The following is a 21,318-nucleotide window of genomic DNA, read 5'->3' on the forward strand; positions in this document are numbered from 1 at the left end:
ATTTTGTGGGCAAGTTGCAAAAAAGCCTAAAAACCCCAATAAAGCTGTGCCTATGCTTAGGTTGCACAAAAATTGGACACAAAAATAAATCCAATAAAATCAACAACTTAACTTTGTCAACGATTTACATCAAATTTTTAATAGGGGATTGACAAGTTAAAAATCACCAATTTAACAAATGTGCATAACTTGATGTAACTTCACAAGGAATGACTACACAAACCCGCTGCAAAGTATTGATTTTCATCGCAATTACAACTCGCCAACACCCAGCCTAAGTTAATCCTTACGCGACAAGCGATGCACCGCCGCAACCAAAGCCGCAGCATGATCTGGATTAGTAAATTGCGAAATTCCGTGTCCCAAATTAAACACATGGCCGGTGCCACCACCATAACTGGTCAAGATGCGCTCGACTTCCGCTTCAATTGCCGCCGGCGGCGCAAACAACGCCACGGGGTCAAAATTACCCTGCAGCGCCACTTTGTCGCCGACACGACGCCGCGCTTCGCCAATATCAGTAGTCCAGTCCAAACCAATCGCATCGCAACCAATCGCGGCGATGTCTTCGAGCCATTGGCCACCGCCCTTGGTAAACACAATCACCGGCACACGACGGCCATCGTTTTCACGTTTCAAGCCAGCCACAATTCGCGCCATATATTGCAAAGAGAATTCTTGGTATTTGCCGTATGGCAAAGAGCCGCCCCAGCTATCAAAAATCTGTACCGCTTGCGCACCCGCTTCGATTTGCGCATTTAGATAATCAATAACAGTAAGGGTATTGACCTCTAAGATACGGTGCAAAAGGTCTGGACGCGCATACATCATGGTTTTGATTTCACGATAATCGCTAGAGCTGCCGCCCTGCACCATATAACAGGCCAAAGTGTATGGACTGCCTGAAAAACCAATCAACGGCACGCGGTTATCCAGCGCCTTGCGAATTGAGCTCACCGCATCGGTGACGTATTTCAACTCGGTGCCAACATCGGGTACGAATAATTTCGCCACGTCTGCTTCGGTACGCACGGTGCGCTCAAATTTCGGGCCTTCGCCTTCAGCAAAATACAAACCCAAACCCATCGCGTCCGGTACGGTCAAAATATCCGAGAACAAAATCGCCGCATCGAGCGGAAAGCGCTCTAGCGGTTGCAAGGTCACTTCGGTCGCTAGCTCGGTGTTTTTACACAATTGCAAAAATGAGCCCGCGTGTTTGCGCGTCGCGCAATATTCCGGCAAATAACGCCCCGCTTGGCGCATCATCCACACTGGCGTGTATTCAACCGGTTCACGCATTAAAGCGCGCAAGAAAGTATCGTTTTTTAACATTTTAAAATCCACAAGAATAAAAACTTACCACAGAGGCACCAAGGCACAGAGTCAGCCAACCCGCTTTTTCTCTGCGCCTTGGTGCCGCTGTGGTTCAATTGTTTAGTGACTGAGCGACCACTGCCCCTGTCCATGGCAATCGAGCACTTGGCGGTGGTATTCAATCAGACCCGAGCGATGCCCTACGCTCACCATCACGCCTTGTTTCATGCACTCGGCAACGGCGGCATAGAGCTTGGCTTCACCAGCCGCATCGAGCGCGGAACTGGATTCATCCATTAATAAAAAGTCCGGTTTCAGCAATAAAACGCGCAGCAAAGCCACGCGTTGCTGCTCACCCAAGCTCAGCACATGCGACCATGAGTCCACTTCATCCAGCCGTGGCAATAAATGGCTAAGCCCGGCTAATTCAAGCAAATCGGCCAGCGTTGCGTCTTCATGCCCAGTTGTTTTTGGGTAGAACAAAGCCGCGCGCAAAGTGCCCAATGGCATATAAGGTTTTTGCGACAAAAACAACGCTTGCGTTGTTGCTGGCATCGCCAACTCACCCGAAGCATAAGGCCATAGCCCTGCTAGGGCGCGTAACAAGCTCGACTTACCAGCCCCCGAAGGCCCCCGAATCAACACCGAATCACCCGCACGCAATTGCAAATTCAAATTTTCAATCAGCAACTGACCATTGGGTTTACTGACGCAAATCTGCCGCCACTCAATCCCCCCGTCTTTGGTGGTCACCGCCAACCGAGGCAAGGCTTGTGCCGCTTGCAAACTAGTTTCAAACGTCGATAAACGATCAATAATGGCTTTCCAATTGGCCAAGGTGCTAAAGCTGCCGATGACAAAATCCAAAGCGCCATACACCTGACCAAAGGCCGAATTAATCTGCATTAAGCCGCCAAAAGAAATTTCTTTGGCAAAAAAGCGTGGCGCAGCAACAATCAGCGGAAAAATAATCGCCAATTGCCCCCAAAACGACGTAAACCAAGTGAGCTTTTTATTTCGGCGCATCAAGGCCCAAAAATTGCCGACCACCGCAGTAAAACGCTGAGATAAACGCTGCTGCTCTTCTTGATCGCCATGATATAAAGCAATCGACTCAGCATTTTCGCGCACGCGAATCAAGCCAAAACGAAAATCCGCTTCAAAGCGTTGCTGCAAGAAATTCAAACTCACCAAAGGCCGGCCCAATAGCACGGTAATCAACGAGCCAATGACGGCATAAATAATCGCCACCCAGACCATATAGCCATGAATGGTGATTTCTGAGCCCGCCAGCATAAAGCTAATCGGCCCCGATAGCGTCCACAAAATACCAATAAATGACACCAGTGTGACCAATGCCCGCAACAAACCCAGAGATAAAGACAGCGAAATCGAAATAAACTGCCCAACATCTTCCGCGATCCGCTGATCAGGATTATCAGTGCCCTGATCGGTTAATTGAATCCGGTAAAAATTGTTATCCGCCAACCAGCGCGCCGTAAAATGCTCCGTCGCCCAACGTCGCCAACGGATCTCCAGCATTTGCTGAAACCACATCGCATAGACCGCAATGACGATATAGATAAACGCCAGATAGCCAAATTTATATAAAGCCTGCTCAAAACCCTTTTTATCCAGGTTTTGCATCGTGTCGTAAAATTCTTTGTACCAGCTATTAAACTGCACATTCATAAACACCATGCCGAGCGATAGCGCAATAATCAGCGCCAATAAGCCCCAAGCTCGATATTTTTCTTCTGACACCCAATAGGGTTTGGCCAATTGCCAAAAATTGCGAAACAAATGATTCACTTTTGGCGCTTGCGCGGCGTTTGTATTCATTGAATTGAGCTCAACTAGATCAAAAACGATAGCAATAAAAACGGGGGTTACCCCCCAGTTTGTCAAATTACCCCGCTACGACAACGCGGCCAACAGCATGATTTATTAGCAGGGTTTTTGCGTCCAGCCTTTACTCGCGCCACGTCGACACTGCCAATCTTGTTTCACACTGTCGATCAACCACACATTCAATTCATCATTAAAGTTAAGCGTAAATTGATAGCGCTGCGCTTTCACTGCATCATCCAGCAGACCTTGCATTTGCAATGCCAAGCTGACTTTTTTAGTGTTTTCTGCGCTGGCGGATTTTTGCTGAATCAACAGTTCGCGATACTCGCCAATCCCATACTCATTGGCCACCCGATCTTTCAAATAATCAAACGCCACTTGCACCGGCGCACTACCGACTTTACCGGTGTAAATCACGGGAGAAGCGACTGTTTGGGCCATTACGGAACCACTCAAAGCGACCAGCAGCAAGACAAGCATTGATTTCATCTGAATTCCCAAAGTATTAGAGAGTAAATCGGGTTAGACCAAGGCCTAACCCGGCATCGCAAACCGGCCAGCAAGCCCGACCGACAGTTTGATTACTTCGCCCAACTGTCTTTCAACGTGACCGTGCGATTAAACACCGGCGTGCCACCCGCTTGATGGTTGTGACGATCGGTAATGAAATAACCCAAACGTTCGAACTGATAGCGGGTTTCTGGTGCCGCATTCACGACGCAGCTTTCCACGTAAGCCGTGATGGTTTTGAGCGATTCAGGGTTAATGAATTGCGTGAAATCGACATACTGACCATCTTCACCGCGCACCGCATCTGGGCGCGCTTCAGTAAACAGGCGTTCGTACAAATTCACCGTCGCAGGCACTGCGTGCTCAGCAGAAATCCAGTGGATCACACCTTTCACTTTGCGACCTTCTGGGTTTTTACCCAGCGTTTCGGTATCCAAACTGCAACGCAATTCAATCACTTTGCCATCTGCGTCTTTCACCACTTCATCGCACTTAATCACATACGAATAGCGCAAGCGCACTTCCGAGCCAACGGTTAGACGTTGCCAGCCTTTGGGTGGTTCTTCAGCGAAGTCGTCTTGTTCAATCCAAATCTCACGCGCAATCGGGATTTCACGCTCGCCAAATTCTTCGTGGTGCGGATGGAACGGCGCAGTCCGTGAACCGGTTACGCCAGCTTCAAAATTAGTTAGTGTGACTTTCAGTGGATTAAGTACCGCCATCACGCGTGGGCTGCTGCCTTCAAGCTGCTCGCGCACCGCGCCTTCGAGCGTGGTGAAATCAATGATGTTTTCGCCTTTGCTCACGCCAATTCGCTGCGCAAACAAACGGATGCCTTCTGGACTATAACCACGGCGGCGCATGCCGCTAATGGTCGTCATGCGTGGATCGTCCCAACCCGAAACAAAGTTGCCGGTCACCAATTGATTGAGTTTGCGCTTCGAAGTGATCGAATACAGCAACTCAAGGCGCGAGAATTCGATCTGCTGTGGATGGCATTCAAGGCTGATATTGTCGAGTACCCAGTCGTAGAGCGGGCGGTGATCTTCAAATTCCAAGGTACACAAACTATGGGTAATGCCCTCTAAGGCATCCGAGATGCAGTGTGTGTAGTCATACATCGGGTAAATGCACCAGCTATCGCCGGTTTTGATATGCGTTGCGCGTTTAATGCGATAAATCACTGGGTCGCGCATATTTAAGTTTGGCGACTGCATATCGATTTTAACGCGCAGCGTTTTGCTGCCGTCTTCAAACTCGCCAGCGCGCATGCGCGTGAACAAATCGAGATTTTCAGCAGGCGTGCGATCACGGAACGGGCTGTTGCGGCCTGGCTTTTGGAAGTCGCCACGGTAATCACGCATTTGCTCGGCGTTTAATTCGCAAACATACGCTTTGCCGGCGTTGATTAGTTCAACGGCGTAGCCGTAGAGCTGCTCAAAATAGTCCGAAGAATGGCGTGCATCGCCATTCCATGCAAAACCCAACCAGCGCACGTCGTCTTCAATGGCGGCGGCGTACTCAATGTTTTCTTTTTCTGGATTGGTGTCATCCATGCGTAAATTGCACAGACCGTTGTAATCTTGAGCAATGCCAAAATTAAGGCAAATCGATTTAGCGTGGCCGATATGCAAGTAGCCGTTTGGCTCAGGCGGAAAGCGCGTCTGCACCGCGGTGTGCTTGCCGCTAGCTAGATCGGCATCAATGATTTGGCGGATAAAATTACTGTTTACAGGTGCGGTTTCTGCACTCGCTGCAGGGCTCATTTTTTCACTCATTGCGGCTCAAACTCTGGAGTTGTCTTTTATAAGTAGCGATTCTACCAAATCAACGCGTTCACTGCCTTCTCTATCGCAGCGCGTGGTATAAAGTGGCCATTATTGGAATGAGCATCCTGCCATGCAAATCGCAAATATTCCTTTTGGCGTTACCGACTGGGCCAATATCGAAAAAACCGAACACCCCGGCATCACCGGCATGGCCTATTGGCGCACCCAGCAATTTGATACGATTCGAGTGCGAATGGTCGAATATAGCGCGGGCTATCTCGCAGATCATTGGTTGAGGGGCTGTTGACGTTTGGTTTGCCAACCGCGTTTGCGCGGATTTTGGCCTGAGGCAAGGCACGAAGCGCGCAGCGTAGTCATTCTACGCCAGCGCTTTGTAACGCAGCATCAGGCCAAAAGCCGCCAAACCCTGCGGGCTGGGCGCTTTTCGCGGCGACTCTGTGTTGTAGCAAGCTCACATAGAATGACTATGTATCGCTTACTACGCCTTGATTCGCCGCGAAAAGCACTCCCGCGCGGCGGAAAACCAAACGTCAACAGCCCCCTAGCAAAGGCCACATTTTATTGTGCTTAGCCGGTGAATTGATCACCGAACTTGAAGACGGCCGCAGCTTTACACTAAGCGCAGGCCATAGTTATCAAGTGGCCGATCAAGCCGAAACCCATCGCTCCTCCACCCGACTCGGTGCCACGCTGTTTATTGTCGATTAAAAACCACCCCACTTTGCATAAACGGCAGACACAAAAAAGCCGCTATCGCGACTAGCGCAATAGCGGCCTTGGGTATTTCAATCCAAGCAATTAAATATAATGCTTAGACAGCAATACCCTTAAATATCTTGCCCTTCAACAATCCCATCGTGGCGCTTATCAGCGGGTAGCAATAGATTTAAAGCAATCGCCAATACGCTCACTAAGCCAACACCGGCCAAGTTGAAATTACCCACTTGCACCATCAAACCGCCGATACCACACGTGAGCACGACTGACACAATCACTAAATTACGTGGCGCCATTAAGTCGAGCTTACTGTCGATCAAGGTTTTCAAGCCAATTGAAGCAATTGTACCGAACAACAGCACCATAATTCCGCCCATCACTGGCAATGGAATCGAAACCAAAATCGCATTAAATTTGCCGAAGAACGCCAAAATCACCGCTAAAATCGCCGCGTAGGTCATGATCACCGGATTAAAATTACGGGTAATCATTAAGGCACCCGTCACTTCCGAATACGTGGTAATTGGCGGGCCGCCGACCATACCAGCAAAACACACCCCCAAGCCATCACCAGCCAAAGTGCGATGTAAGCCTGGCTTCTCGGTGTAATCAGTACCTGTTACTTTACCCACCGCCATTACCGCGCCGATATGCTCAATCGTTGGCGCAATCGCCACTGGCAACATAAACAAAGCGGCCGCCCAATTGATTTCAGGCTTCACAAAGTGCGGCATCGCAAACCATGGCGCAGCAGCAATGCTCGATAAGTCAACCACGCCTAAAAAGATTGCCGCAACATAACCCACCACCACACCGGATAGAATCGGCACCAAACGCAGCATGCCGCCAGCAAACACCGACACCGCAATCGTCGTTGCCAAAGACAATGTGGCTAGAAATAACGACACACCATAAGGCACGATCTGTTTACCGCCGCCTTGACCCATCGCCATGCCAGAAGCCGCAACAGCCACCGACAAACCAATCACCATAATCACCGGACCAATCACCACCGGCGGCAGTAATTTATGGATAAAGCCCATGCCGCGCCATTTAATCAAACCGGCGATGATGAAATACATAAACCCAGCAAAGAATAAGCCGAACTGCGTAGCGGCCTGGCCCCAAGTTTGCATGGCAAAAATAATTGGGCCGATAAAGGCAAATGATGAACCTAAAAAAATCGGCACTTGCCGACGGGTAATCAACTGAAACATCAAAGTACCGACACCGGCACCTAACAGTGCCATCGCCGGATTCAGCCCGGTCAAGAGTGGCACCAGCACCAGCGCGCCAAAGGCGACAAATAAAATTTGTGCCCCAGATATAAATTGTTTTACTTCGGAAAACATGATTTCTCCCCAAGCGGTCACGCCAACATGATTTATGTTCGCGTGCCGTCATTGATTTTATGGATATGCCTGAATTAAATACTGCAGTCGGACTCGCAGATGCCTAGTTCGGCGCTAGCGAGGCAAAAAGCATTAAAGCTGTGTTTTGCCAAGCCAAGTACGACTTTACTTATGAATTGTACCGAAAATCTTGTCGCCAGCGTCGCCCAAGCCCGGAATGATATAGCCTTGCTCATTCAGATGCGAGTCGAGTGATGCAGTAACAATCTGCACATCCGGGTGTTGTTCATTGACCAATTTGACACCCTCTGGCGCAGCCACCATCACGATGGCGACGATTTCTTTGCAGCCATTGCGTTTGAGCATATCGATCGTTGCCACCAAAGAGCCGCCAGTCGCCAGCATTGGATCGATAATCAAAGCTAAACGATCTTCTAAATCGCCAACGAATTTCTCAAAATAAGGTACTGGCTGCAAAGTTTCTTCATCGCGCGCCAAACCCACTACGCTGATTTTGGCCGAAGGCACTAAATCGAGCACGCCATTGAGCATGCCCAAACCCGCGCGCAAAATAGGTACCACGGTGAGTTTCTTGCCTTTGATTTTTTTGACGGCCACTTCACCGCACCAGCCATTAATCGTCACGTCTTCGAGTGGTAAATCACGCGTGGCTTCGTAAGCCAGCAAACGCGCCAACTCTTCAGTCAGCAAACGAAATTTATTGGTCGAAACATCAGCTTCGCGCATTAAAGCCAATTTATGTTGAACCAATGGGTGATTAACGACAGTAATCTGCATGATGCGCTTCTCGATATAGGAATGCCGCCATTGTAGGCTTTTCAGCGAAAAGTGCCATCGTAGTAATTGTGCTTACATCAACACAATAAGCTGATATTCAAGCCGCCAGCAGCAAACAGCACGGATTAATGCCTCCGCATACTCAATACATTCGCCGAACTGACAAGACCACGGGCATATCATTTTTTGAGCGATCCAATAATGCGCGGTGCTGCATTAAGACGTTTCCAAAGCGAGCGCCCATATCAGCCCAAAAATACTGGCTTTTCACCGTAAGTAGCTGATCAGCTATATCAGCTTGCGCCTCCTTAGGTAAATGGGCGATTAAATCGGCCGGACTATTGAAGTATTGGCTTCTACGCTTTGATAAGGCTTGCTCAGCAGCAGATACGGTGAGTTTCGGCAGCCAAGCTGCCAGCACTTCGGGCGAAGCAAAATTCACATTGAGTGCGGTTGCCACGGGCAAGGTGACAATACTGGGCTCAAGCTGGCGCATGACCTCGGGCGTATAGCCCGCCACATTTGCCAATTCGTTGGGATCAATCAGCGGCAGCCAGATTTTTTTCTCGCCCTGCGGCACTGCATGCTGCACCTGATATTGCCGCAAGTTGTCCGCCAAATTGCTCGGTAACCCTAAATTGGCCAATAAACGCTGATAAGCGGCCCATGCGGCAGGAATCGGCTGGCCGTTTTGATCGATTAAATTACCTAAATTAAAGCGGCCATTAAGCTCAATCAAACGCCCGCTCATGGCACCATTTTCGATTTTAATTTCGGGAATCGGCACAGCCCACGGCTTACGTAAATGATCGGGCTGGCCAGCTCGAGCATCGTCCCGCAAGGTGAGACGCACTAATTGCAGCACCGACCATGTCGCCGCACGCGCCTCCGCCGTGTCTTTACGGATTTCTAATTGCTGTAGCGCCCGTTGCTGACGCACCATCAATAAGCCCGCGATAGAAGCGACTAAAGCCGCGACCATCAAGGCGGCGATAATGGCAACGCCAGCTTGGCGCAACGCTGGCCGGCTTGGATTGATTTTGCACTTCATGGCAGTAAAAAAATCCGTTCAAAATCGCCTACGCGCTGCGCAAAGGCGAGCCGAATGCGGATCGCCCGAGGCCGCTCACTGGCCTCAGTCCATTGCGAACGCCACTGATTTTTGGCGTCGAGAAAATCAAGCTCACAGCGCGTTAATTGCGCAAGCAGCTGATGCGTTACCGCCTCATCACCCGCTTGCAAATCCGCGCGAGGGTAAAGCTTCAGATTGAGCGCTTGATCTTGGCACTCATAAATCCCATGCAATGGCGCTCGATCGCCATCAAAACGAATAAATTCCAAACCCACCGGCGCTTCACTACGGCTTACGCTACGCAGCGGCGGATTAAGCTGTCCCGCCGCATCGCGCCAGGGCCTTGGCGCGATTTGGCTTAAATCGCTTTCCATTCGCTCAAAAGCCAAGGTGAGCTCGCGCCAGTACTGCGTTTCGCTGACCACGGCGCTGCGCGTATCAATCACCATACTAACACCGCGATAGGTGATCAAACTCATGATCGCAAACACCGCCAGTGCCACCAACACCTCAAGCAAAGTAAATCCACGCGACATCGGCTTAATCCACTCGCGCAGCATAAAACACCTGCTGCGCCAAAGCATGCTCAGGGTCACTCGGCACCGAAACTAATAGCTCAATCCGGCGAAAACTATAATTAGGCGTTGGGCTCACGTTCATCCGATAAATAAACGCTTCCCCGCCTTGCTGCACTTGCCCTTGTGTAGAACCGGTTTCTGGAAATACCCGCATCGCCAAATGCTGATTGACCAAATTACTCGCCACCCAACTGGCCAATGTGCGCGTGCGATAGGTAATTAAGGTGTCGGTTGAGCCCATCACCAATTTAGCCGCGGCCGCCAAAGTAATGCCCAGCACCGCCAGCGCCACCAGCACTTCAACCAAAGTAAATCCCCAAGATCGGCGCGCCATCACTGCGCCGCTACCGCTTGAACTTTAAACCGCCCCATCACATCGCCTGTAATTTGCCATTGTGTATCTCGCCCCTGTAGCTCAAGTTCAAAAGATTCAATTACCCCATCGGCGGGGAAAATAATCTTGTCACCCAAAGGACGATTTTGCTGATTGATTTTTTGCCCGCGAACCTGCACCTCTTCCGCCCACGGCAAAGCACGTAAACCCTCACGATCTTTTAATACTTCCCACTCTTGGCGCGGATTTTTAAACCAAAACTGATATGCAGCACCATCGCTAGTCCATGCCAAAGCATGGCCACTGGCCAAAGCCTCATCGCGCGCCGCTTCAAATTGCAGCACCAAGCGCTCCGCCGCCGCTTGTGCGCCATCACCCCGATTAAAATGAAACACCGTCACACTGGTGACAATCAAAATAATCGCCGTCACCACGAGGATTTCGAGCAGCGTAAATCCGGACTGCAATGGCGACGAAATACTTTTTTTAACCATCAATGGGAGTTAATTTCCAAAATGTGTTTGCATTAGCAAAAGAAGCGTTTCTTCGGCCCGAAAACGGCCAGATTTTGCGTAGCGAGAACCGCAAAGACCAGGCAGGAGAAAAACCGGATTTTACATTCAGCAATGAAGATTTTTCCCCGCAGCAATAACGCCGAATTTGCAGTTTGCAGTAGCAACGATTTTGCGTAGCGAGAACTGCAAAGACCAAGCAGGAGAAACACCGGAATTTACATCAAGTAAATGAGGATTTTTCCCCACAGCAATAACGCTGGATTTGCGGTTCGCAGTAGCTCTGATTTTGCGTAGCGAGAACTGCAAAGACCAGGCATTGCGAGGAGAAAAACCGGGATTTACATCAAGTAAATGAGGATTTTTCCCCACAGCAATAACGCTGGATTTGCAGTTCGCAGTAGCTCTGATTTTGCGTAGCGAGAACTGCAAAGACCAGGCATTGCGAGGAGAAAAACCGGAATTTACATTAAGTAAATGAGGATTTTTCCCCGCAGCAATAACGCCGGATTTGCGGTTCGCAGTAGCAAAAATCATTATTGCCATGAGCCGATTAAATTCTCGGGCTTATCCGCCCCCGCTTGGCCTTCTGGACCATAACTCAAAACGTCAATTTCACCGTGAACACCGGGATTTAAATACACATAATCTTGACCCCATGGATCTTTCGGGGTTTTCTCGAGGTAACCGCCAGATTTCCAGTTCATCGGCACCGGATCAGTCGTTGGTTTTTGTACCAAGGCTTTGAGGCCTTGTTCAGTGGTCGGCAGGCGACCGTTGTCTAATTTATATAATTTAAGCGCCGCCATAATCGACGACACATCTTGCTTGGCCGCGACAATTCGCGCTTCGTTGGGTCTATCCATAATTTTGGGCACAATCAGTGCCCCCAAAATCGCCAAGATCGAAACCACTACTAAAATCTCAATTAAAGTAAAACCACGACTTGCTTTCATTTCTACTCCACAGGGGTATTAAGCCATAAGGCAAACTAAATCAAACCTTCAAAGCAATACATCATACTAAAGCGGCTGGCGTCGAATTCTTGCCATGTAATAGGCGTTCACATAACGACCATCGCGAAAAGCATAGTCTTTGCCCTCTCCTTCAACTTCAAATCCAAATTTGCGATATAAAGCAATCGCCGCCACGTTATCGACATACACCGTAATTTCTAGGCGGTGAATATTTTGCCAGTTATCAGCTAAATCAATGGCGGCGGCGAGCAGCTGTTGACCAATGCCCTGCCCTTGCACATCATCGCGAACCCAAATACCAAACCAAGCAATATGTCGCCGACGAGGATGCGGATCGATCCCCAGCATCAAATGCCCGAGTAATTGCCCTTCCCGCAGTGCAACCAAACTCACCGAATTCGGGGGTAAGTCACTCAACATTTTTTGCCATTTCGTGGGATTGCCATACGGCAAGTCCAGCGTCCCCGCATACGCTTTGGGCCCCGCATGCACGGCATTAATCGCTTCTATATCGGCCATGGTGCTATGCCTAATTTCGACTTGCTGCATCTAAACCCCCTGCTTTAACACCGTATGACGACTAAAAGTTAACGCTGCGCCAAATGCCAACTAGGCTTAATCGCCGCTATTTCACCAACTGATTCATCTCAAACACCGGCAACAAGATCGCCATCACTATCATCATCACCACGGCGCCCATCACTAACACCATCACAGGGCCAAGTAAGCTGGTAAACGCGGTGACTTTACGGTCGAGCTCTTTACTTTGCTCGGTAGCGGCACGATCGAGCATTAGCGCCAAACGTCCGGTCGCTTCGCCGCTGGCGACCAAATGCAGCAATAACGGCGGAAACACTGCGGCAGTTTTCATCGCTCGAGCCAAACTCACACCTTCACGCACTTGAGCAGCCACCTCGGCCACCGCGCTTTGCAGTTTGAGGTTGCTCATCACGCCTTCGGCAGCATCGAGTGACTTTAATAAAGGCACGCCACTACCGGATAAAATCGCCAAGGTACTGGCAAAACGGGCGGTATTGGCCAGGCGATCTAAATAGCCCAATAGCGGCCATGTTAAACGCCAAACATGAAAGCGTAATTTCAACTCGGGTTTTTTAAGCGCATAAAACGCCGCCACACTGGCCAAAATCACAGCCAGCAACACCCAGCCGCCGATGCTTTGAATCACCGCACTCGTCCAGAGCAGCGCTCGAGTGAGTAGCGGCAGGGTTTGTTTGGCCGACTCAAACACTTGCACCATTTGCGGCACCACCCAAGTGAGCATGCCTAAAATCACCAAGGCCGAGACCAGCATCACCACGGCAGGATAAATAAACGCAATCGCAATTTTGCTATTTAAGTCGCCACGCGCCTCTAGGTAATCGGCCAAGCGCTGCATCACGCCAGCGAGCTTGCCCGATTCTTCACCGGCTTTAACTAGCGTGCGGTATAGCATCGGAAAAACCCGTGGAAATTGCGCCATACCTTGCGACAGCGGCATCCCAGCCATCACGTCTTGCCGTAAACCCGCCAGCACTTGCTGCGTTTTGCGATGCTCGGTTTGCTCGGCCAATACAATCAACAGCTCGTCAATGGTCAGGCCGGCATCGAGCAGCGCTGAAAACTGCCGTGTCAGTGTGGATAATTGCTGGCTCGATAGGCTTAAACGTGCGGCTTGTTGTTCGATATTTTGCGCTGGCTGCAACTGCGTGGCCAACAAGCCCTGCTCGCGCAAAAGACTGCGGGCATGGCGCGGCGAATCGGCATCAATTTGCCCTCGACGTTCTTTGCCGCCCACAATCGGCAGCGCTTGATAAATAAATGCAGTCACGAGCGTCACTTACAGGGGCGAGTATCGCCCTAGCCAAAAATTGCTAATTAAAAGAGAATTGCCATATTACAGTCATTTAGTTGTGATTCAATGTCTGCACTCAATAAATTTTTCTATGAAATAATGACCGAGGATGTTAAATTTTCTGCTCACAGCAAGCATTAAAATCTGAATCATCGCCAATTAATGCTTAGAAAAAACAGATTGAAGCCAGTAGTTTACCTTGCAAAAATGACAACATATCAATTTGACTTTTTTTGCAACAAATCACTTTATCCACTGCTTTGAGATTATGCTTGGCGAGCTAAGTGATGACTAAATTGCGCGAATAAAAAACCACAGCGCAACAAATCACCATAAATCGGGATTAAACGACTAAAAACAATATGAAATTCAATACCTTTACCGTCTTATCTGCTTGATGTCTTTTTCCTTTAAACGACTCCCCTTGCTAATCCAATACCTGCTCGCTGCGGTCTGCATTTGGTTGTTTGCTGGCTTAATCTGGCAATGGATTACCCCCCGCACCAGCAGCCCTGCGCTGCGTTTGGCCTATGCTGCGCCAAAAATACAGTCCTTTAACCCCGATGCCGTTGTCAAACTATTTGCTACCGCCTCAAATAGTGTGGCCAATGAAGCATCGCAGTTGTCATTACGCGCCTTGGTTTCAGGTGCGCAAGGTATCGCGATTATTGATGGGCTAGAAGCGAGCGCAGTCGCAGTTAAAGTGGGTGATCAAGTGGGTGCATATGGCCAATTGATTGCCGCACAGCACGATCACATCGTGCTCGATTTACACGGCACACAGAAGAAAATCTACTTACCCGCTGCAGCCAGTACGCCCTTAGCCAACTCGGTTGCGCCACAAATCAACCATACCGCAGCGCCCACTGCACCGAGCCGTACCGAGGCCGCGGTGAGCTTAACGCGCGGCCAGCTCACTGGAATTTTACAAGGTGGCAATTTAGCCAATTGGAGTAAAGGTTTAGGCACCAGCGCTGCTGGCGGCATTGTAGTTGAGCAAGCCAACCAACAGCAATTAGCGCAAGTACTGCAATTGCGCGACGGCGATATTCTTAAAGCCATTAATGGCCGCTCACTCAATAAGCTCGACGATCTCTCTTTGCTCTACGGCGCATTTAGCCAACAAAATCAGCTATCTTTGCAAATTCAACGGCAAGATCAATCTCAAACTATTAGCTACACCGTGAATCCATGAAAAAATTAATTATTGGCGCACTTTTATGTAGCCAATTGATATTTGCTGCCGACGCTGACGACAAAGTCATGCTCAATTTCATTAATTCCGATATTGAAACCACGGTAAAAGCCATTAGCCTAATTACCGGCAAAAACTTTATTATTGATCCGCGCGTAAAAGGCACGATCAACATCGTGTCGACCCAACCGGTATCGAAAGATTTGGTCTACCCCATTTTGCAATCGGCACTACGGCAAGCTGGATTTAGTACCGTACAAGCCAATGGCGCGATCAAAATTCAGCTCGAAGCCGACAGTAAAGCGCTGAGTAACAAAACCTTGGTTCGCGGCGAAAATGCCAATGGCGAGCAAATTATCACCCAGATTTTTGCCCTCAATAATGAAGGCGCCAATCAAATGGCGACCATGTTGCGGCCACTGGCGTCACCAAGCAGCCTGATTAGCGCGTATCAATCGGGTACTAGCAATACCTTGGTGATTACCGACTACGCCGACAATATTCGTCGCCTATCGCGCATTATCGACAATATCGATCAGCCGAAAAATACCGACGTCTTTACCATCAAACTCAACAATGCCTCGGCGCTGGATGTGGCGCAAAACATTGCCCGCCTGATGCCTGAAGTGAGCGTGCAAGTCGGCGGCGCGCCGATTCCGAGTAATGACGGCGTGCGCCGTTCGATTGTGGTGCCCGATCCGCGTGGTAATCGCTTAATGGTGCGCGCACTCAATGCAGCGCAAACCAGCCAATTACGCCAGCTGATTACCAATCTGGATGAAGCGGCCACCAGCGATAGCACCATTAATGTGGTGTATTTAAAAAATGCCGAAGCCAGTAAATTAGCCGCGACATTAAAAGGCATTTTGACTGGGCAAGAAGATTCATCCAGCATGAATGCAAATGCCAATCAAAACCTCAACAATAACAGCGCCAATATCAATAATGGCGGCAATACCGGCGGTAACAATAACTTCAATCCGGTCAATACCAATAGCGGCACCAATGTACAGATTGCAGGCGCTACGGTCAGAATTCAGGCCGATAGCACCACCAATGCCTTAATCATTACTGCGCCGCAAAATATTTATAATAATTTGCGCGCCGTGATTGAAAAACTCGACGTTCGCCGCTCGCAAATTTATGTTGAAGCGATGATTGCCGAAGTCAATTTATCCAAACTCTCTGAATTTGGTTTTCAATGGTTATTGGCCGGCGGCAACGATAAAATCGGCGCGGGCGGCGTGACCAATATCAACCCTGGCACCGGCGGCTTGGGTAATATCATCGGCAATATCATTAACAAAACCCCAGCCGGAATTCCTGCCGGACTCACTTTGGGGATTTTTAATGGTGACCCACGTAATGGCAGCGCCAGCTTAGGGCTGTTGGCTTCGGCCTTACAAAGTAGCGGCAATGGTAATGTGTTATCCACGCCCAATTTGCTGACATTGGACAATGAAGAAGCCAAAATCACCGTCGGGCAAAACATCCCAATTATTACCGGCTCGCAATCGTCCAGCACCAATAACACCAATCCATTTGTGACGGTGGAACGCAAAGACATCGGGATTAAACTGCGCGTTCGCCCACAAGTGTCTGAAGGCGGCGTAATTACGCTCAATGTGTACCAAGAAGTCTCGAGCATCGACAATACCGTCAACACTGCCGGGGCCGGCTTGGCGACCAAAATGCGTACGATTGAAACCAAAGTTTTAGTCGATGACGGGCAAATTGTAGTGCTTGGTGGATTAATTGAAGACCGTATTGGCAACAAAGGCAATCAAGTACCGGGCTTGGGCGATATACCCCTTATCGGCAACTTGTTTAAATATGATAGCCGCGAATGGCAAAAAGTTAGCCTAATGGTGTTTTTGCGCCCCGTGGTGATTCGCGACAGCGCCGCCAATAGCCGCCTGACTGATGATCGTTATCAGTATTTACAAAAACAACAAGGCGATTACAAAGTCGACGGTCATGTTTTCTTGCAAGATATGCCCAAAGTGCAACTCCCCGATCGCGCACCAGACAACGGCCAATCAGTGTACTCGCTACCAACGCCTGCCAGTGCGGTAGCGAGCGAACCGGCCAAAGAGAACAGCAGCGTAGTCAACTCCGAGCCACAAGCGAGGGCCGAGCCGCAAAACGCAGTCGCGACAGCGCAATCGCATACGGTTAAAGACGGCGATACTTTATATCAAATCTCATTGCGTTCTGGGCAAAGCTTGCGGGATTTAGCGCTGTGGAATCGGCTCAATAATCACAACGACATAAAAGTCGGCCAAGTGCTACGCCTTACCCCGCCACCTTTAGCCAATGGCAATTCCGAATGAGTGTTGTTTCATATATGTATGCACGTGAATTTGGCCTATTTGACGGCCCAATTCACGATGGCATCACCCCGATTTATGTGCGACAAGGCGCCAGCGCAGCGGCGTTGGGCGAAGTTCGCCGCCAATGCGGCCCAACGCAATTACATATCTTGCCCGCAGCTAGCTTTGATGCCCGCTTAACGCAGCACTTTGGCAACGGCAAAACCAGCGCCATCAATATGGTGGACGACATCGAAGAATCGGCCGATTTGGCGCGCTTGATTCAAGACATGCCCGAAGTCTCAGACCTCATGGAGGCCGAAGAATCATCCCCGGTCATTCGCCTGATCAATGCGATTTTTACCGAAGCGCTACGCGAAAATGCCTCCGATGTGCATATCGAGCCTTTTGAGACGCGCTCCGTGGTGCGCTATCGGGTGGACGGCACTTTGCGCGATGTGGTCGAGCCCAATCGCGCGCTGCATGCCGCCTTGGTGTCGCGGATTAAAGTGATGGCAGCGCTAGATATTGCCGAAAAACGCTTACCGCAAGACGGGCGCATCAACCTGCGCATTGCCGGTCGCCCGGTCGATATTCGCGTTTCCACATTACCCACCGGCCACGGCGAGCGCGCCGTACTGCGTTTACTCGATAAATCCGCTGGCCGTTTAGAGCTAGCCAAACTCGGCATGCGTGAGGCCACGCTGAAACCACTGAATCAATTACTCGCCGCGCCGCATGGCATTGTGCTGGTAACCGGCCCAACCGGCTCGGGCAAAACCACCACGCTGTACGCGGCGCTGGGCAGTATGGACGCCAAAAACAGCAATATTATGACGGTGGAAGACCCGATTGAATACGACTTAGACGGCATCGGCCAAACCCAAGTCAATACTCGCATCGAAATGAGTTTTGCTCGGGCGCTGCGGGCGATTTTGCGGCAAGATCCCGACATTATTATGATTGGTGAAATTCGCGATTTGGAAACCGCGCAAATTGCCGTTCAAGCCTCGCTCACCGGTCATTTAGTCCTCGCCACCTTGCACACCAACGATGCGGCCAGCGCGATTACTCGTTTGGTGGATATGGGCATTGAGCCGTTTTTACTCGCCTCATCGACCATCGGCGTCTTGGCGCAGCGTTTGGTACGCAACTTATGCTCCGACTGCAAAGCACCGTATATCGCTAGCGATGATGAATTAATTGAGCTTGGGGTCAATACCCAAGAAAAAATCACATTATACCGTGCAGTGGGCTGCCCACATTGCGCCCAAACCGGCTATCGTGGCCGCAGTGGGATTCATGAATTACTCGTGGTTGATGAAGCGATGCGCACCCAGATTCATAATTCGGCCAACGAGCAAGACATTCGCAACTACGCCGAAAGCCTCGGTATGACCAGCTTACGCAGCGACGCTTCAGCGCGTGTACTTGAAGGCGTGAGTAGCTTTGAAGAAATGCTTAGAATCACCCGCAGCAGCCATTAAACCTCGCATAGGCCGATGATGACGATAAAAACATTTAGCCCCGAACATCTATTTCAACCGATTGGGCCATATAGTCATATCGCCCAATCTGGGCCGTTTATTGTGATTTCGGGAACACCGGGTGTTGATAGCCAAACGGGTGAACTCGCCGGCCCTGACGCTTATTCGCAAGCCAAACAGATTTTGCTTAATTTTCAATTGCTGCTCGAATCAGTTGGCGCGTCGCTCAATGATGTGATGCAAATTCATGTGTACTTAAAAAACGTCGCTGATTTTGCCGCGATGAACCAAGCCTATGCCGAAATATTGCCCCAGCATCGCCCTGCTCGCACCGTCATTGCGGTTGCCGATCTACCGAAAAAAGGTGCTTTAATGACGATGGATTTAACAGCCTTTAAGAATCAATAAGTAGAGCCACGGCTTTGTTCTACCAGCAATCATCCGGCGTGCCCCGCAAACCGGCGCTTTAAATCGCGGCCAAGGACGGCGGAGCAAGCAAAAAAAAATCCACCAGCGTCAACAGCGGCCCGTTTAGCTTTGATCCAAAATAAAGGGGTATTGCCACCAGGCCTTTTTTTAAAAAGCCTTGATGGCAATACCCCTATCATTAATCTAGTTCAGTGTTACTTTTGCTTACCGTCACCGCCCACCATTTTGTACACCACGCCCGCAATCGCCGCGCCGATCAATGGGGCGACCCAGAATAACCAAACTTGGCTCAATGCGGCAGTATCGGCAAATAAAGCGGCAGCCAAACTACGCGCCGGATTGACCGAAGTATTGCTCACCGGAATAGAAATCAAGTGAATCAAGGTCAAGCCCAAACCAATCGCAATCGGCGCAAAACCCGCTGGCGAGCGCGCATCGGTTGCGCCCAAGATGATGAATAAAAACATAAACGTCATCACCACTTCACATAAAAATACCGCAGTGATTGCGTAATGCCCTGGTGATAATAAATCATAACCGTTACTGGCAAAGCCGCCGGCAACAAAGCCAGGCTTACCCGTTGCAATAAAGTACAGCACCGTGGCGCCCAAAATCCCGCCAAGCACTTGCGCAGCAACATAGGGAACTAAATCTTTGGCGGGGAAACGGCCACCAACGACCAAACCAAATGACACCGCTGGGTTTAAATGGCAGCCTGAAATATGGCCAATGGCAAAGGCCATGGTTAACACCGTCAAACCAAATGCCAAAGCCACACCGGCAAAACCAATACCTAATTCAGGAAAGGCCGCAGCCAAAACCGCACTGCCGCAACCGCCTAAAACTAGCCAAAATGTGCCGATGAATTCAGCAGCTAAACGCTGATTTAATGTATACATGTTGATATCCTTTTTGTTTTTGCTCATATTGCTGACTAAAAAAGTAACCAAGTAATTGAATTTACTATTCCTCTGCTTACTATAAAATCAAAATATGAAACGGCGCACATGATAGAACATTTTTATGACCACAAAACCATAAAAATACCGCTTCCTAAGGTAAATATTCTATTTTTAAGCAGTTTATGCCGTTTATTACTCATTTGCTGCGCAGACCCGAGCCCATTTCCTGCCGTTTGTAAGTTATATCAACAGCCCAGCGGTAATATTGCACTCACTGTCTTCAGCAATGCTTATTCTGTCAAAATAATGAATTAATTTAGTCAGCAAGTCGCATTACCGCTTACTGATTGATTGGCAATCAACACTGACTGATGCAGGTAAATCGACTATGAATCACTATCTCAACGTACTGAATATCAACCAAGAAGAATCTTTATTTCATCTACTGTTTCATGATGCGATCATTTTTTGTTTTCGACTTTTTTTATTTGCATTGATTATTTTTGCTGGCTCTTACTTGGTCAAAAAAGTCGATAAATATTTTTCTAAGGTCTACATCCTCAATACCGACGAAAACACCAAGCAATTTAGCCGTTCAATGACCAAGTTGGGTTTATATATTGCTTTTTTCTTACTCGGTTTACTCGCTTTTGGCTTTAGCGAGCGCTCGATAGCCACGATGATTAGTGCCATTGGCTTAGGGATTGGTATTTCTTTAAAGGAATTTTTATCTAATTTTGCCGGTGGGGTGGTGTTGTTTTTTTCGCGCCCATTTGTCATTGGCGACTTTATTAAAGTCAATGGCGTGATGGGCAATGTGACCGAAATTGAAATCTTCTCCACCCATATCAATAGCTTGGATGGACGTCGAATTATCATTCCGAATAATGTCATGATTAGTGGCAATATCATCAACTACGACACCAATCCAATTCGCAGAATTAAAATTACGGTGTCCGTCGCTTATGATTCCGACATGAAAAAAGTGCTACAAATTTTAGAAAACATTGCCACCAGCTATCCGGGGCTAGATCAAAACCAAACGCCGTTTATTCATGTGATGAGCTATGGCGATTCCAGCATTAATATCTTATTTATGGTGTGGACCGATAGAGCGCATTACTATCAAGTTCGCGGCGAATTAATGGCCTTTTTACTGGAAAAATTAACGCAAGAAGGCGTGGACATTCCATTTAATATTTTGGATGTCAGCATTACCGACAAATCCATCAGCAAGCAAACCATCCCAAATTAATATGCGCGCTTTTGGGCTGGCCACGGAGCAATCCTTAACGCAAGCCAAACCTTTGTTTACCCACGCAAGTCTTGCTCGAAC

At 49.2% G+C, this 21,318-nt stretch carries 22 protein-coding genes; 7 read left to right on the forward strand and 15 right to left on the reverse strand.

From position 1 onward, the window contains the following. Positions 1-279: 279 nt before the first annotated feature. The 4 genes from hemE to HQN60_RS01060 form a co-directional block, all read right to left on the reverse strand. Complete coding sequence (gene hemE, locus HQN60_RS01045; protein ID WP_173531943.1) at positions 280-1,332, reverse strand: uroporphyrinogen decarboxylase; 1,053 nt, start codon at positions 1,330-1,332, stop codon at positions 280-282. Positions 1,333-1,434: 102 nt separating this feature from the next. After that, positions 1,435-3,156, reverse strand: a complete 1,722-nt coding sequence (locus HQN60_RS01050; protein ID WP_173531944.1) for an ABC transporter ATP-binding protein/permease — start codon at positions 3,154-3,156, stop codon at positions 1,435-1,437. A 105-nt stretch (positions 3,157-3,261) separates the two neighbouring features. Further along, positions 3,262-3,654, reverse strand: a complete 393-nt coding sequence (locus HQN60_RS01055) for a hypothetical protein (RefSeq protein WP_173531945.1) — start codon at positions 3,652-3,654, stop codon at positions 3,262-3,264. A 92-nt stretch (positions 3,655-3,746) separates the two neighbouring features. Beyond that, entirely contained in the window at positions 3,747-5,453 is a 1,707-nt protein-coding gene (locus tag HQN60_RS01060; RefSeq protein ID WP_254456654.1) for a glutamine--tRNA ligase/YqeY domain fusion protein, read from the reverse strand. Positions 5,454-5,574: 121 nt separating this feature from the next. Here HQN60_RS01060 and HQN60_RS01065 point away from each other — a divergent pair, with 121 nt between their 5' ends. Together HQN60_RS01065 and HQN60_RS01070 are read left to right on the forward strand one after the other, a co-directional pair. Further along, on the forward strand, positions 5,575-5,751 hold the full coding sequence (locus HQN60_RS01065) for a DHCW motif cupin fold protein (protein WP_173531946.1): 177 nt from the start codon (positions 5,575-5,577) through the stop codon (positions 5,749-5,751). A 293-nt stretch (positions 5,752-6,044) separates the two neighbouring features. After that, positions 6,045-6,173 (forward strand): hypothetical protein, encoded by a 129-nt coding sequence (locus HQN60_RS01070; protein ID WP_254456655.1) that lies wholly within the window; start codon positions 6,045-6,047, stop codon positions 6,171-6,173. 119 nt (positions 6,174-6,292) lie between these two features. On the opposite strand, the gene HQN60_RS01075 is transcribed toward HQN60_RS01070, so the two are convergent. The 10 genes from HQN60_RS01075 to gspF form a co-directional block, all read right to left on the reverse strand. Continuing rightward, the gene (locus tag HQN60_RS01075; protein ID WP_173531947.1) at positions 6,293-7,534 is read right to left on the reverse strand and encodes a uracil-xanthine permease family protein; all 1,242 of its coding nucleotides are present in this window, start codon (positions 7,532-7,534) and stop codon (positions 6,293-6,295) included. Between the two features lie 165 nt (positions 7,535-7,699). After that, a complete protein-coding gene (gene upp / locus HQN60_RS01080; protein ID WP_173531948.1) occupies positions 7,700-8,332 on the reverse strand; it encodes a uracil phosphoribosyltransferase in 633 nt (210 codons plus the stop codon). A gap of 142 nt (positions 8,333-8,474) precedes the next feature. After that, positions 8,475-9,383, reverse strand: coding sequence for a type II secretion system minor pseudopilin GspK (gene gspK / locus HQN60_RS01085; RefSeq protein ID WP_173531949.1), 909 nt, complete (start codon positions 9,381-9,383; stop codon positions 8,475-8,477). Further along, on the reverse strand, positions 9,380-9,964 hold the full coding sequence (gene gspJ / locus HQN60_RS01090) for a type II secretion system minor pseudopilin GspJ (protein ID WP_173531950.1): 585 nt from the start codon (positions 9,962-9,964) through the stop codon (positions 9,380-9,382). The genes gspK and gspJ overlap by 4 nt, the downstream gene beginning before the upstream one ends. Further along, the gene (gene gspI / locus HQN60_RS01095) at positions 9,945-10,316 is read right to left on the reverse strand and encodes a type II secretion system minor pseudopilin GspI (protein WP_173531951.1); all 372 of its coding nucleotides are present in this window, start codon (positions 10,314-10,316) and stop codon (positions 9,945-9,947) included. Before gspI ends, gspJ begins: the two co-directional genes overlap by 20 nt. Continuing rightward, positions 10,316-10,810 (reverse strand): GspH/FimT family pseudopilin, encoded by a 495-nt coding sequence (locus HQN60_RS01100; protein ID WP_173534549.1) that lies wholly within the window; start codon positions 10,808-10,810, stop codon positions 10,316-10,318. The genes gspI and HQN60_RS01100 overlap by 1 nt, the downstream gene beginning before the upstream one ends. 126 nt (positions 10,811-10,936) lie before the next feature. Then, positions 10,937-11,374, reverse strand: coding sequence for a hypothetical protein (locus HQN60_RS01105; RefSeq protein ID WP_173531952.1), 438 nt, complete (start codon positions 11,372-11,374; stop codon positions 10,937-10,939). After that, entirely contained in the window at positions 11,365-11,784 is a 420-nt protein-coding gene (gspG, locus tag HQN60_RS01110) for a type II secretion system major pseudopilin GspG (RefSeq protein ID WP_173531953.1), read from the reverse strand. The genes HQN60_RS01105 and gspG overlap by 10 nt, the downstream gene beginning before the upstream one ends. A gap of 66 nt (positions 11,785-11,850) precedes the next feature. Beyond that, positions 11,851-12,324: a GNAT family N-acetyltransferase gene (locus HQN60_RS01115; protein WP_217390191.1), complete on the reverse strand. Its 474-nt coding sequence runs from the start codon at positions 12,322-12,324 to the stop codon at positions 11,851-11,853. 106 nt (positions 12,325-12,430) lie between these two features. After that, positions 12,431-13,633 (reverse strand): type II secretion system inner membrane protein GspF, encoded by a 1,203-nt coding sequence (gspF, locus tag HQN60_RS01120; RefSeq protein WP_173531955.1) that lies wholly within the window; start codon positions 13,631-13,633, stop codon positions 12,431-12,433. A 448-nt stretch (positions 13,634-14,081) separates the two neighbouring features. Here gspF and HQN60_RS01125 point away from each other — a divergent pair, with 448 nt between their 5' ends. The 4 genes from HQN60_RS01125 to HQN60_RS01140 are packed head-to-tail and all read left to right on the forward strand — an operon-like array spanning position 14,082 to position 19,059. After that, positions 14,082-14,852: a hypothetical protein gene (locus HQN60_RS01125; protein ID WP_173531956.1), complete on the forward strand. Its 771-nt coding sequence runs from the start codon at positions 14,082-14,084 to the stop codon at positions 14,850-14,852. Beyond that, positions 14,849-17,185 (forward strand): type II secretion system secretin GspD, encoded by a 2,337-nt coding sequence (gspD, locus tag HQN60_RS01130; RefSeq protein ID WP_173531957.1) that lies wholly within the window; start codon positions 14,849-14,851, stop codon positions 17,183-17,185. The genes HQN60_RS01125 and gspD overlap by 4 nt, the downstream gene beginning before the upstream one ends. Next, entirely contained in the window at positions 17,182-18,651 is a 1,470-nt protein-coding gene (gene gspE / locus HQN60_RS01135; protein ID WP_173531958.1) for a type II secretion system ATPase GspE, read from the forward strand. Before gspD ends, gspE begins: the two co-directional genes overlap by 4 nt. Before the next feature lie 15 nt (positions 18,652-18,666). Continuing rightward, a complete protein-coding gene (locus HQN60_RS01140) occupies positions 18,667-19,059 on the forward strand; it encodes a RidA family protein (RefSeq protein ID WP_254456656.1) in 393 nt (130 codons plus the stop codon). A 215-nt stretch (positions 19,060-19,274) separates the two neighbouring features. Here HQN60_RS01140 and aqpZ read toward each other — a convergent pair whose 3' ends face one another. After that, positions 19,275-19,979, reverse strand: a complete 705-nt coding sequence (aqpZ, locus tag HQN60_RS01145; protein ID WP_173531959.1) for an aquaporin Z — start codon at positions 19,977-19,979, stop codon at positions 19,275-19,277. A 391-nt stretch (positions 19,980-20,370) separates the two neighbouring features. Between aqpZ and HQN60_RS01150 the strand changes: the two genes are divergently transcribed. Beyond that, positions 20,371-21,237 (forward strand): mechanosensitive ion channel family protein, encoded by an 867-nt coding sequence (locus HQN60_RS01150; protein ID WP_173531960.1) that lies wholly within the window; start codon positions 20,371-20,373, stop codon positions 21,235-21,237. The last annotated feature ends 81 nt before the right edge of the window (positions 21,238-21,318 follow it).

The sequence above is a fragment of the Deefgea piscis genome, from assembly GCF_013284055.1.
Lineage (GTDB): Bacteria > Pseudomonadota > Gammaproteobacteria > Burkholderiales > Chitinibacteraceae > Deefgea > Deefgea piscis.